The following is a 12,972-nucleotide window of genomic DNA, read 5'->3' as shown; positions in this document are numbered from 1 at the left end:
GCCGGTGGCTCAGAGGTTGAGCCGCTGGCCGGGATAGATCCGGTCGGGGCTGGACAGCGTGCCGCGGTTGAGGCGGTAGAGGGCGCGCCACCCGCCCGCGATGTCGGTCTTCCCGGCGATCAGGGCGAGCGTGTCGCCTAGCTGGACGACGTAGGAGAGCCCGGTCGGCCGGGCCGTCCTGAGGGTGCCCGAAGCCTGGTACCGCTCGGTCGAACCGGCCCGGCGGCCGCAGGTCGGCCAGGCGCCGATGCCCTGGCCGTCCAGGACCCGCTCGGCGATCTGGATCTGCTCGGCGCGGGTCGCCTGGTCGGCGGTGCCGGCGAAGCGCGCGCCGCCGTAGGCGCGCCAGGTCCGGCGGCTGAACTGCAGACCGCCGTAGTAGCCGTTGCCCGTGTTGATGCTCCAGTTGCCGCGGGACTCGCAGTGGGCGATGGCGTCCCAGTTGACGCCGGCGCCCCCGGACGGCGCGGCCGCCGCCGGATCCTGGATGGCCGGCACGGCCAGGACGAAGCCGACCGTGGCCAGCACGAGCGCGAGGCGGAAGTGCCGCGTGGCGCGGGCACGGTGACAGGTGTGTGCCATGACAGAGGGTCCTCCACGCCTGCGAGGTCAGCTGTCGGGTTCGGGCTGAGGTGCCCGGCCGCGCGTGGCGGCTTCACCCCGAGGCGCGCGGACGCGCCGGGGAACGTGGGTCCCCCGCTCCATGCCGTGGGTGGTCGTTCCGTCGGGCGGCGGCAGGACTCGGCGTTCCGCCCGCGGGGTCCGCGACGCGCGGACCGGGCCGGTACACGCAGGTCACCGGCCGGATCGGAAGGGTAACAATCGGATCGAGACTAAACCCGTCGAGCGGCTCCGGGGGCACTGATGGAGAATCCACAACCATGAGCGATCAGGTCCGGGATCATGACATCGTCGTCTACGGCGCCTCCGGTTTCGTCGGCGTCCTGACCGCGCGGTATCTGGCCGGGCACGCGGAGCCCGGCACCCGGGTCGCCCTGGCCGGCCGTTCCGAGTCCCGGGTGGCCGCCGTCCGCGACAAGCTGGGCGTCGACTGGCCGATCCTGGTGGCCGACGCGGACGACGCCGACGCGCTGGCCCGGATGGCGGCTTCGACCCGCGTCGTGATCAGCACCGTCGGGCCGTACCTGAAATACGGCGCCGCGCTGGCCACGGCCTGCGCCGATGCCGGCACCGACTACGTGGATCTGACCGGCGAGGTCCTGTTCGCCCGTCGCAGCATCGACGCCAACCACGAGCGGGCTCGCCGGACCGGCGCGCGGATCGTGCACTCGTGCGGCTTCGACTCGATTCCCTCCGACATCGGCGTGCACGTCCTGGCCGGGCAGGTCGCGGCCGACGGCGCGGGGGAGCTCACCGACACCACCATGGTCGTGACCAGCATGAGCGGGGGCGTCAGCGGCGGCACCTTCGACACGCTGCGGCACCAGCTCGACGTGATGAAGAAGGATCGCAGCCTGCGCCGCACCGCCGCCAGCCCGTACTCGCTGAGCCCCGACCGGGCCGGTGAGCCCGACCTCGGCCGGCAGAGCGACGTGGCCACCGTCAAGGCCGCCGAGGTCGACCCCCGGCTGCGAGGCACGCTCGCGCCGTTCTTCATGTCCTCGTACAACACCCGGGTCGTGCGGCGCAGCAACGCCTTGCGTGACCATCGGTACGGTCGCCGGTTCCGCTACCGGGAGCTGCTGAGCGTCGGCGCCTCGCCGCTCTCGCCGCTGATCGCCAACGGCGTCAAGCTCGGCTTCGGCGCCCTGGTCGCGGGGCTGATGCTACCGCCGACCAGGTTCGTGCTCGACCGGGTGCTGCCCAAGCCGGGCGGCGGGCCCAGCGAGAAGGTGCAGCGCGACGGCCACTTCACCGTCGACTTCTTCACGACCACGACGACCGGTGCGCGCTACACGGCCCGCTTCCGCGCGCAGGGCGATCCCGGTTATGCGGCCACCGCGATCATGCTCGGCGAGTCGGCCCTCACGCTGGTCCACGACCGCGACGCCCTGCCGCCCTCCGACGGCGGCGTGCTGACCCCGGCCACGGCCCTCGGCGACGCGCTGGTCACCCGTCTGCGAGCCGCCGGAGTGGAGATCACCGCCCGCCGGCTCTGACGTGGGTCAGAGGGAGACGGCGGTGGCGGCGAGGGCGAGCGCTATGCCGGTCAGGTGCTCGGCCAGGTCGTCCTGGTCGCCGGTCATGTCCTGGGCGATCCAGTCGATGATCACCTCGCTGAGCCCGGCCACCAGGGCGAGCAGCGTCCGGTCGTACCCGACCTGGTCCCGCGGGGTGCCCCCGGCCCGCCGCAGCACGGCCGCGACGAACTGGGCGTCCTCGCGCAGCACCCCACGGCGGCGGCTCTCCATGCGGGGCGCGTTCACATAGATCACCCGGGCGCTTTCCGGGTTGCTCTTCAGCATGCCGACCAGGATGTGCAGCGCCGGCCGGAACACCTCGGCCAGGCTCGCCGGCTCGGCCGGCACGGCGGCCGCGACACCGCGGAGCAACCACTCGTTCTGCTCGCGGTTCACCTTGAGCAACAGGTCGGCCCGGTCGTCGAAATGCTCGTAGAAGTACCTTTTGGACACCCGGGCGGTGGTGCAGACGTCGGCGACGGTGACGTCCTCGTAGTCGCGGGTGCCGAAGAGCTGCACCGCCGAGGCGACGATCCGGGCCCGCCTCTCGCCGGCCCGCTGCGCACGGGACAGCCCGGCGTAGGTCTCCCCTCGCCGGGTCGTCGCTGCGGTTCGTCCCTCCACGGCCACTACGGTACGACCAGCGGGATCGGAGCACGCACCAACCCTCCACATTGGCCACACATGGCGCGGATCCGGGCATCATCTCGCGAATCCGTCGCCGACGGTAGCGGCTATCCGACGTTTCGGGCATGACCAATCACTCACGCGTTTCATATGCTGCGCTACTGGCCGGAACCGGTCCTTCCGGGCAGGATCCCATCATGGCCGCCAGCCGTCTGCCTTTTCCGCTCACCCTGACGGGCGACGGTCTCGTGCTGCGCGAATGGCGCTCCGACGACCTGGACGACCTGGTCCGCATGCTGGACGAGCCGGAGATCGCCCGGTGGACGCCGATGCCGTCGCCCTTCGACGTCGAGGCCGGCATCGCCTATCTGAAGCGGTGCTATCAAAATCGCGTCACCGGGCAGCGGATCCAGCTCGCCATCACCTCCGACGGCGGCCGGCCCCTCGGTGAGGTGCTGCTCTACGGCGTCGACCTCGGCCTCAAGGAGGCCGAGCTGGGTTATCTGGTGGACGCCCGGGAGCGTCGGCGCGGGCTCGCGTCGGGCGCGTTGTCACTGCTTTCGGCGTACGCCCAGAGCAGTCTGCAATTGAGTCGGCTGCTGCTGCGTATCGACCCGCGCAACGTGGGCAGCACCGCCGTCGCCCGGCGCTGCGGCTATCAGCTCACCGGCGAACCGCCGATCCTGCAGGAAGGACCGCACGGCTCGAGCCGGCTGGACACCTGGGAGCTGGTCGGAAACCGGTCCGGCAGCCGTCATGACCGGCTGAAAAATGTCGCAGCCCGGCGGTACGGTCGTCGCACTTGATGCTTCGCCCCGGCCGTGGTCAGGTGCCCCTCCGGGGCAGGTGCTGACGTCCTTGAGGAGGGTGCCGTGGTCACCGTCGACCGTGCCCGGGCAATGGCCTATCGGGTGGCTGCGCTGGGTCTGGCCGAGCGCAGCTCCGATCGCCCCGCCGACCTCCCGGTCCTCGATCTCGGCGTGCAGGAGTACACACCCGGTTCGGCCCAGGTCGCGCTGGCCGCGCGCACCAGCGCCGACGCGGCCGACGACCGGCTGATCACCGTGTGGGCGGCTCGCGGGGCGCCCCACCAGCATCGCCGGGCCGACCTGCCCGCCCTGGTCCGGCAGCTGTGGCCGGTCAGCGACGCCGACGCCTCGGCCCGCATCAAGAGCGGCCAGATCGCCGACGGCATGAAACTCGGGCTCGAGGCCTTCCGGGTCACCGCCGAGGCGTTCCGCGAGGTCGTGCACGAGCCGATGCCGCGCGGTCAGGTGAGCACCGAGGTGAGCAAGCGGGTGCCGCGCTCGCTGACCTACGACTGCCGCAGCTGCGGGGCCCGGCACATCGCCGGCAACGTCTGGCAGCACTCCGGCCTGGCCGGCGGCGTCGAGGTGCAGTCCCGCGGCCGCGACGCGACGCTGGCCCCGATTCCCGGCGCGCCGCCCCGGCCGGACGTCAACGAGGGCATCGACCAGCTGATCCTGACCTATCTGCGCTTCCTCGGCCCGGCTGGTCCGCTCGAGGTCGGGAAATACTTCGGCAGCTCGACCGCCGAGATGAAATCCGTCTGGCCCGCCGACCGGCTGACCGAGGTCGCGGTGGACGGTCGCAAGGCCTGGCTGCCCACGAGCGCGGTCGACGAGCTGACGTCCGCGTCCCCCACCGCCGGCGTCCGTTTTGTTCCGCCGATGGATCCGTTGCTGCAGGCCCGCGATCGCGACCTCCTCGTGCCCGACCGGAGCCGGCAGAAAGAGGTGTGGCGCACGCTCGGCAACCCCGGGGCCCTCCTGGTCGACGGCGAGATCGCCGGCGTGTGGCGGGCCAAGACGTCCGGCCGCAAGCGGGTCGACCTCACTGTCACGGCGTTCGATTCGCTTTCGGCCCGGCGTCGTGACCAGATCGAGGGGGAGGCGGGCGAGGTGGCCCGGGCGCGAGAGGTCGCCGAGGCCACGGTCGCGTTCGAGTGAGGTGCTGGTCGGTGCCTGATGAATGAGGCCATCGTTGAGGTCAGCGCTCGGTGAGTCAGTGGGCCCGGGGGAGTGCGGGCGGCACCCCGGCGTGGCTCCGGGAGGCTCTCTCTTCGCGAGATTGCTCGTCCATGAAGTGGGATGGAGGGCGCGCGTGCGGGGTCGTCGGGAGGGATTTGTCCCGGTCTGTAAGCGGCGCGGAATTCTGGTGGTATCCGGAACGCAACGCGTGAGTAACAATGGCAGGGATCGGAGGGCGTGCCGTCCGATCGGGTGTGGCCGCGGCCCGACCGGAGGTGGCGACGTGTTGAGCAGGGAAGACAGCCGACGCCTGGCGCAGCTCGAGCGTCAGCTTCGCCGTGACGATCCCGAATTCTGCGCCCGGATGACCAGCGGCCGGCTTGAGTCGCCCCCGGCCAGACGGCCGTCCCTGTCCCTGATCCTCACCGCCGTCGTCATCTGGGTCGCCGCCCTGATCCTCGGCGTCCTCGGCTGGTGGGTCGCCGCGGCCGCGGCCGCCTTCTTCGCCACCGTGGTCGTCGCGGCCGCGGTGCTCCGCCGCCCGTCCGGCCGTCCCCGCCGCATCACGCCCGACCAGCTACCGCCGGATTACTGACGCCAGTCCTGGCGTCTCGTCGGCCCGGCAATACTCCGTCGATCGGGCCGAGGTGTCGCGGTTCGTCGGAGGGCTGGGCGTCGTCACTGCGGGTCGGGCGTCACTGTGGTGGGAGATCACGCTGTCGCTCGTGGATCGGGTCGGGGTGTCGCGGTTTGTCGGAGACCTGGCTGGCGTTCCCGTGGGTCGGGGCACCTTGTCCGCCCGGCGTTACCCCGTCGATCGGGCTGAGGTGTCGCGGTTCGTCCACGTCTCGGTGGGTCGGGGGTCGCTGTGGGTGGAGGATCAGGCTCTTGGCTCTCCAACGGACCAGGCGTCGCTGTCGTCCGGGGGTCAGACTGTCGTTTCGTGGGCTGAGGCGCCGCTGTCGTCGGGGATCAGGCTGTCGTTTCGGCTGGGTGGGCGGGGCGGGAGCGGAAGACCCAGATGCGCAGCAGCAGAAAGCGGACGGCGGTGGCCAGCAGGTTGGCGATGACCAGGACGGTCAGTTCGATCGGCTTGGCCGGTGCGGAGTGCAGAGCGCCGAGCAAGGCCAGAGCGCCGCTGGTGAGCCCCAACCCCACGCCGAACACGATCAGGCCCTGGGCCTGGTGGCGCCAGGCGCCGTCGGTGCCCCGGACGCCGAAGGTCAGCCGGCGGTTGGCCGCGGTGTTGCCGATCGCCGTGAGGAGCAGGGCTGCGAAGTTCGCCCCTTGTGGACCGAGGCCGAGCCGGAACGTGGCGTACAGGGCCAGGTAGGCGAGCGTGCTGGCCACGCCCACGGCGGCGAAGCGGATCAGCTGGGCGGTCAGACCGGCGGGCACGCCGGCCACCGGAAGCGGGTCACGGCCCAGCTGGTCGCGCAGCGCGGCCAGCGGTAACCGGCCCGAGCCGAGGGCGCGCAGCAGGCGCACGATGCCCCGGAGATCGGCCACGGCCGTCGGCACGATGTCGACCCGGCTGTCGGGGTCGTCCACCCAGTCGACCGGCACCTCGTGGATGCGCAGGCCGGCCCGCTCGGCCAGCACCAGCATCTCGGTGTCGAAGAACCATCCGGTGTCCTCCACGATCGGCAGCAGGCGCGCCGCCACGTCCGACCTGATCGCCTTGAAGCCGCACTGCGCGTCGGAGAATCGCGCGGCCAGCGTGCCTCGCAGGATGAGGTTGTAGCTGCGCGAGATGAACTCCCGCTTGGCGCCCCGCACCACCCGCGAGCCGCGGGCCAGCCGCGTACCGATGGCCAGGTCGGAATGCCCGCTGATCAGCGGTGCGACCAGCGGGAGCAGCGCACCGAGATCGGTCGAGAGGTCGACGTCCAGATAGGCCAGCACCGCCGCGTCCGACTGCGTCCAGGCGTATTTCAGCGCCCGCCCCCGGCCCTTCCCGGTCAGCCGCACCGACGTCACCCCGGGCAGGTCGGAGGCGAGCCGGCCGGCCACGTCGGGTGTCGAGTCGGTGCTCGCGTTGTCGGCGATGGTGATCCGGAAACGGTAGGGGAACGAGTCACTCAGGTACGCGTGCAGGCGCCGCACGCAGGGCTCGAGGTCGATCTCCTCGTTGTAGACCGGAACGACCACGTCGAGCACCGGGGAGTCGCGCCGGGTCGGAGGGACCGCCTGTGCCGGCTGGGTCGAAGGGCTCATGGCACAACGGTGATCCAGCGGGCTGAGCAGCATTTATGACCTCCCTGTGCCGGTCCTGTGAAAAAGTGCGGGCGGTTCCCGTACGAGGAACCGCCCGCACTCGAGGGTCGGGGATCAGGCCGTCGTGGTGCCGGTCGGCTGCGTCAGGTCGTACACCGTGGTGGTGCCGACGGTCCGGGCCGTGAAGTTCTCCGTGACCCAGGACGCGATCTCCGAGCTCGCGCTGCTGCCGCCCATGCTGCGCCCGCCGCCGAAGCCACCTCCGCCGATGAAGTAGTGGATCTTGCCCTCGGCCACGTACTGCTGGAACTGGGCCAGGGTCGGCGACGGGTCGCTGCCGTTGAAGCCGCCCACCGGCATCACCGGTTCACCGGTCGCCAACTGGTATCCCGACGCGCTCTGCGATCCGACCGCCGCCGCCACCCACGTGTACCGGTCGGCGTCGGCCTCCAGCAGAGCCTTCATCTCGGCGCTGACCGTCGCCGCGTCGAGCAGGCCGCCGCCGCGCCCGCCGAAGCCGCCACCCGGCGTCTGGCCGGTGCTGCCGTTGCCGGTGCCACCGTTGTTGCCGCCGAAGCCGCCGCCCGGCAATCCACCCGGGAAACCGCCCTGGGCGCCGCCCGGGATGCCCTGATTCGCGCCGCCGGGAAGGCCCGCACCGCCGGGGAAGCCCCCGCGGTTCCCGCCGAAGCGACCCCGCCCCGGCCCGCCGCCGAGACCGCCCGCCGTGGCCGGCCCGGCCGACGGGATCGAGCCGGTGTGCGCCTCGGACGCGGTCTGCACCGCGTACGCGGCCGGCCCGGCGAGCACCGCGGCCAGCGAGATCCCGGCCGCCGCGGCGGCGACCCGGGCCGGCAGCCGAAGGGCGCCCAGGAGCGTCACCGCACCGATCAGGCCGCCGATCAGCACCACCCAGCGCAGCCCGGGTAGGAAGTCGGCGCTCCGCGTGAGCAGGTGGAAGGACCACCAGGCCGTGACGGCCACGGTTGCCGCCAGGGTCACCGCGGCGAGCACGGTGCGCCGGTGCCTCCAGAGCAGCGCCGCGCCCATGCCGACCACGGCGCCGACCGCCGGCGCCAGCGCGACCGTGTAGTACGCGTGGAAGATGCCCTGCATGAAGCTGAACACCAGACCGGTGATCAGCAGCCAGCCGCCCCAGAGGATCAGCCCGGCCCGTTGCCGGTCGGTGCGCGCCCGCCGCGCCGTGATCGCCAGGCCGGCGACCAGCACGATCAGCGCGGCCGGCAGCAGCCACGAGATCTGCCCGCCCTGCTCGCTGTCGAACATGCGCAGCAGGCCGGTCGAACCCCACATCCCGCCACCGCCGCCTCGGCCGCCCCCGCCGACACTGCCGGTCTCGTCGCCGTTGAGCCGGCCGAGCCCGTTGTAGCCGAGGGTGAGCTCGAGGATGCTGTTGTTCTGCGAACCGCCGATGTAGGGCCGCATCGATGCCGGGACCAGTTCGACGATCGCGATGTACCAACCGGCCGAGACGACCAGGGCGACACCCGAGAGCAGCAGTTGCCCGATGCGCTTGCCCAGCCTGGGCGGCCCGGCGATCAGGTAGGCCAGCGCGAACGCCGGCACCACGAGCAGCGCCTGCAGCATCTTGGCCAGGAAACCGAAGCCGACGAACATGCCGGCCAGCATGATCCACTTTGTCGAGCCGTTCTCGACGGCCCGGACGGTGGCGTAGGCGCCGGCCACCATGAGGAGCACGAGCAGCGCGTCCGGGTTGTTGAACCGGAACATCAGCACGGCGATCGGGGTCAGCGCCAGCACCGCGCCCGCGATCAGCCCGGCCGCCGGGCCGAACCAGCGCCGCACGGTCGCGAAGAGCAGCCCGACCGCGGCCAGGCCCATCAGCGCCTGGGGCACCAGGATGCTCCAGGAGTTGACCCCGAAGACCCGGGCCGAGAGCGCCATCACCCACAGCGCGGCCGGCGTCTTGTCGACCGTGATCGAGTTGGCCGCGTCGGAGGAGCCGAAGAAGAACGCCTTCCAGCTTTCCGAGCCGGCCTGCACGGCGGCCGAGTAGAAGGCGTTCGCCCAGCCGTTCCTTCCGAGCCCCCCGAGGTAGAGCAGCCCGGTGAGCAGCAGCAGCGCGAACAGCGCCGGGCGCACCCAGGGCGCGTCGTCGGCGCGCCCCCGGAAGAAACGCGCCGCACGGGAGTGGGGCCGAACCGGCGGCGGCGGGGGCAGGTCGGGCGCGACCGGCGGCGGGACGGGCAACGTCGTGGTCATCGAGGCTCTCCACTGGCAGGCGGACCTTTACCTCGACAAGATTCGGCGCTGCCCCTGTCCCGCCCTTATGCCGTTCCTGTTCTTCCGCTGTGAATGCTGCGAGTGCTGCGAGTGCTGCGAGTGCGGTGCCGCTTCGTCAGCCGTGAACGCGGCGCTTGGCCGAGGCCGTGGCGAGCCGCTCCAGCACCGACACGGTCGGGTCCCAGCCCATGCACGCGTCGGTCACCGACTGCCCGTACGTCAACTCGCCGCCCAGGTTCTGGCGGCCCGGCACGAGGAAGCTCTCGAGCATGACCCCGCTGATGCCCCGCTGGCCCGCTTCCATCTGCGTGGCGACGTCCTCGGCGACGACCGGCTGGCGCAGGTGGTCCTTGCCGCTGTTGCCGTGCGAGCAGTCGATCACCAGCCGCTCGGGCAGGCCGGCCGCCCGCAGCAGCGCGAGCGCGCCCGCGACGTCCTCGGCGCTGTAGTTGGGCTGGCCGCCGCCCCCGCGCAGCACCAGGTGGGTGTCGGGGTTGCCGGTGGTGTGCAGGATCGCCGGGGTGCCCGAGTAGTCGATGCCGGGGAAGACGTGCGGCACCGCGGCGGCCTGGATGGCCTCGATCGCGGTGGCGATGCTGCCGTCGGGGCGGTTCTTCATGCCGATCGGCATCGAGAGACCGGACGCGAGCTGCCGGTGGACCTGCGACTCCACCGTCCGGGCGCCGATCGCACCCCAGGCCACGGTGTCGGCGATGTACTGCGGCGTGATCGGGTCGAGGAACTCGACGGCGGTGGGCAGGCCGCGGCCGACGATCTCGAGCAGCAGCCGGCGGGCGATCCGCAGTCCGGCGCCGACATCGCCGGTGCCGTCGAGCGCGGGGTCGTTGATCAGGCCCTTCCAGCCGACCGTGGAGCGCGGCTTCTCGAAGTAGACACGCATCACGACGAGCAGGTCGTCGCTGAGCCGCTGGGCCTGCTTCTCCAGCCGGGAGGCGTACTCGCCGGCGGCGGCCGGGTCGTGCACCGAGCACGGGCCGACGACGACCAGCAGCCGCGGATCTCGGCCGTTCAGCACGTCCTCGACCTGTCGGCGGCCGGCCAGCACGGTGTCATGAGATTCGCTGGTCAGGGGCAGCTCGTGGTGCAGCAGCGCGGGGCTCATCAGCGGGACGACGGCCTCGATGCGCTGGTCACGAACGCGCTGGACCTCGGGGGCAGTCACGGTGGGTCTCCACTCCTCCGCCGGCGCCCACGGTGAGAGCCGGCAAACAAAAAGGCAGCGACGTCATGTCGCTGCCCGGGCCGGCTCTGGCTAAGTGTCTCAGGTCATGGCTGAGGCACCGGCGGGAGCCGGCTCCGTAAACCACGAATACCAACGAGACATGTCGGCCAGCATAGCGCCTCAGCGGGCGGGCGGCGCTATCCGCGCCAACTGCTCAGCTGTTGGGACGACCCCCTTCGGGGAGCCCAGCGGCAGCGTGACGGTGAAGACCGTCCGTCCGGGCCGGCTCTCCATCGAGACCCGGCCGCCGTGCGCGGTGGCCACGGCCTCCACGATGGACAGTCCCAGGCCCGTGCTGCCGGCGGCCCGGGAGCGGGAGCTGTCGCCCCGGGCGAACCGCTCGAAGATGTGCGGCTGCAGGTCCTCGGGGATGCCCGGACCGGCGTCGGTGACCCGCAGCACCGCCGAGTCGTCCGTCGAGGCGACGCCGACCGTGACGGTGGTGCCCTCGGGGGTGTGGGTCCGCGCGTTGGCCAGCAGGTTGGCCAGCACCTGGTGCAGCCGGGCGCCGTCGCCGATCACGACGACCGGTTCCTCGGGCAGGTCGAGCTGCCAGACGTGGCCGGGACCGGTGGCGTGCGCGTCGCTGACCGTGTCGACGACCAGCATGCTCAGGTCGACCGGGTCGTGCGCGAGCGGCCGGCCGGCGTCGAGGCGGGCGAGCAGCAGCAGGTCCTCCACGAGGCCGGTCATCCGCTTGGCCTCGGACTCGACCCGGCCGAGCACGTGGGCGATCTCACCCGGGACCGGGGCGCGGCTGCGGCGGCTCAGCTCGGCGTAACCGCGGATGGCGGCCAGCGGCGTGCGCAGCTCGTGGCTCGCGTCGGCGACGAACTGGCGTACCTGCATCTCGCTGGCGTGCCGGGCCTCGAGCGCGTTGCCGACATGGTCGAGCATCTGGTTGAGCGCGGCGCCCACCTGGCCGACCTCGGTGCGCGGGTCGGTGTCTCGGTCGGGCACGCGCTGGGCCAGCTGCACCTCGCCCCGGTCGAGCCGCAACTCGGAGACCCTGGTCGCGGTGGCGGCCACGCGGTCGAGCGGGGCCAGCGTACGACGGACGATCAGCGCGCCGGCCCACCCGGCGATCCCCAGTGCGATCAGCACCGCGCCCCCGGTGACCAGCGCGACGCGCAGCAGCGTGAAGTTCGTGTTCTCGAGCGAGAGCGCCACGACCCGGGTCCGGCCGTCGGCCGTGGTCAGCGCGATGGCCCGGAAGGAGCCGTAGCCGTCGAGCGTGAGGTCGGTCTTGGCGCCGTCGACCGGGATGGCCGTGAGCTGGGCCGTGGCGGCGTCGCTCAACGTCTCGTACTCGGTCTCGGCGAAGCCGTCGTTCTCGACCGTGACGACGAGGCCGCCGTACACGACGGACGGCCTGACATAGGTCACGATGATCGAACCGGGCTCCGCGCCGCCGAACGGGCGTTGCTGGTCGAAGGCCGGCGGCGGGCCTCCGGTGCCGCGGTTGTGGAACGGGTTGCCGGTGGCGTCGAGCCTGGCGTCGAGCTGGGTGTAGAGGGTGTTGCGCAGGAAGAAGTAGGCCGTGCCGCCGACCGCCAGTCCCAGGACCGTGAGCAGGCCGATGATGATGGCCACGATCCGGGTGCGCAGCGGCCAGCCGGCCGGGCTGCGCCAGCGGGCGGGGTGTGCCGGGGCCGTCTCAGTCGGCGGGCTTGAGGACATAGCCGGCTCCGCGCATCGTGTGGATCATCGGCGAGCGGCCCGCGTCGATCTTCTTCCGGAGGTACGAGATGTAGAGCTCGACGACGTTGGCCTGCCCGCCGAAGTCGTAGTTCCAGACCCGGTCGAGGATCTGGCTCTTGCTCAGCACCCGGCGCGGGTTGCGCATCAGATAGCGCAGCAGCTCGAACTCGGTGGCGGTGAGCGTGACCAGGGCGCCGCCGCGGCGCACCTCGTGGCTGTCCTCGTCGAGCGACAGGTCGCCGACGATCAGCTGCGAATCGGTGCGCAGCGGTGAGTGGCCCATCCGGCGCATCAGGCCACGCAGCCGGGCCACCACCTCTTCCAGGCTGAACGGCTTGGTGACGTAGTCGTCGCCCCCGGCGGTCAGGCCGGTGACGCGATCCTCGACCGAGTCCTTGGCCGTCAGGAACAGCACCGGCACGTCGGGCGTCTCGCCCCGCAGCCGGCGCAGCACCTCGAGCCCGTCGATGTCGGGCAGCATCATGTCGAGCACGACGGCGTCCGGGCGGAAGTCCCGGGCGGTGCGCACGGCGGTCTGCCCGTCGCCCGCGCTCTTGACGTCCCAGCCCTCGTAGCGCAACGCCATCGAGAGAAGCTCGGCCAGCGTCGGCTCGTCATCGACGACCAGAACCCGTACGGGAGCCCCGTCGGGCCGGCGGAGGTCGGTGCCGGAATCTGAGTTCGCCATCGTCATGCCCCTACTGTCGCGGGCCACGCTATGCGCTTGCTTTCCGATTCCTGTGTACCAGCTGTGGACTGCTTCTCACAGGAACGGCAGCGGGATCGC

11 protein-coding genes and 1 riboswitch are annotated in these 12,972 nt (G+C 71.9%); of the genes, 4 read left to right on the top strand and 7 right to left on the bottom strand.

From position 1 onward, the window contains the following. Positions 1–9: 9 nt before the first annotated feature. Positions 10–582: a transglycosylase family protein gene (locus HJC40_RS45245; RefSeq protein ID WP_284043055.1), complete on the bottom strand. Its 573-nt coding sequence runs from the start codon at positions 580–582 to the stop codon at positions 10–12. Between the two features lies 1 nt (position 583). After that, positions 584–725, bottom strand: a riboswitch (cyclic di-AMP (ydaO/yuaA leader). A gap of 156 nt (positions 726–881) precedes the next feature. Here HJC40_RS45245 and HJC40_RS14100 point away from each other — a divergent pair. Then, positions 882–2,120, top strand: coding sequence for a trans-acting enoyl reductase family protein (locus HJC40_RS14100; protein ID WP_250001499.1), 1,239 nt, complete (start codon positions 882–884; stop codon positions 2,118–2,120). 6 nt (positions 2,121–2,126) lie between these two features. Here the strand turns inward: HJC40_RS14100 and HJC40_RS14095 are convergent, their stop codons facing one another. Then, positions 2,127–2,765 carry a TetR/AcrR family transcriptional regulator gene (locus HJC40_RS14095; RefSeq protein ID WP_250001498.1) on the bottom strand — a complete coding sequence of 213 codons (639 nt, stop codon included), beginning with the start codon at positions 2,763–2,765 and terminating at the stop codon, positions 2,127–2,129. Between the two features lie 200 nt (positions 2,766–2,965). Between HJC40_RS14095 and HJC40_RS14090 the strand changes: the two genes are divergently transcribed. The 3 genes from HJC40_RS14090 (at position 2,966) to HJC40_RS14080 (ending at position 5,354) form a co-directional block, all read left to right on the top strand. Continuing rightward, positions 2,966–3,574, top strand: coding sequence for a GNAT family N-acetyltransferase (locus tag HJC40_RS14090; protein ID WP_250001497.1), 609 nt, complete (start codon positions 2,966–2,968; stop codon positions 3,572–3,574). Positions 3,575–3,640: 66 nt separating this feature from the next. After that, complete coding sequence (locus tag HJC40_RS14085; RefSeq protein ID WP_250001496.1) at positions 3,641–4,738, top strand: DNA glycosylase AlkZ-like family protein; 1,098 nt, start codon at positions 3,641–3,643, stop codon at positions 4,736–4,738. 304 nt (positions 4,739–5,042) lie between these two features. Further along, positions 5,043–5,354, top strand: a complete 312-nt coding sequence (locus HJC40_RS14080) for a DUF3040 domain-containing protein (RefSeq protein WP_250001495.1) — start codon at positions 5,043–5,045, stop codon at positions 5,352–5,354. A gap of 377 nt (positions 5,355–5,731) precedes the next feature. Here HJC40_RS14080 and HJC40_RS14075 read toward each other — a convergent pair whose 3' ends face one another. From HJC40_RS14075 to HJC40_RS14055, 5 genes are all read right to left on the bottom strand, one after another. Next, positions 5,732–6,976, bottom strand: a complete 1,245-nt coding sequence (locus HJC40_RS14075) for a bifunctional glycosyltransferase family 2/GtrA family protein (RefSeq protein ID WP_250001494.1) — start codon at positions 6,974–6,976, stop codon at positions 5,732–5,734. 114 nt (positions 6,977–7,090) lie between these two features. Beyond that, on the bottom strand, positions 7,091–9,220 hold the full coding sequence (locus HJC40_RS14070; protein ID WP_250001493.1) for a glycosyltransferase family 39 protein: 2,130 nt from the start codon (positions 9,218–9,220) through the stop codon (positions 7,091–7,093). 136 nt (positions 9,221–9,356) lie between these two features. Continuing rightward, positions 9,357–10,424, bottom strand: a complete 1,068-nt coding sequence (locus HJC40_RS14065; RefSeq protein ID WP_250001492.1) for a 3-deoxy-7-phosphoheptulonate synthase — start codon at positions 10,422–10,424, stop codon at positions 9,357–9,359. 180 nt (positions 10,425–10,604) lie between these two features. Beyond that, entirely contained in the window at positions 10,605–12,164 is a 1,560-nt protein-coding gene (locus HJC40_RS14060; protein WP_250001491.1) for a cell wall metabolism sensor histidine kinase WalK, read from the bottom strand. Next, positions 12,142–12,879 (bottom strand): response regulator transcription factor, encoded by a 738-nt coding sequence (locus tag HJC40_RS14055; protein ID WP_250001490.1) that lies wholly within the window; start codon positions 12,877–12,879, stop codon positions 12,142–12,144. The genes HJC40_RS14060 and HJC40_RS14055 overlap by 23 nt, the downstream gene beginning before the upstream one ends. Between the last annotated feature and the right edge of the window lie 93 nt (positions 12,880–12,972).

The organism is Actinoplanes sp. M2I2 (genome assembly GCF_023544445.1).
Taxonomy (GTDB): domain Bacteria; phylum Actinomycetota; class Actinomycetes; order Mycobacteriales; family Micromonosporaceae; genus Actinoplanes.
This window is presented reverse-complemented; position numbering and strand designations above follow the sequence as displayed.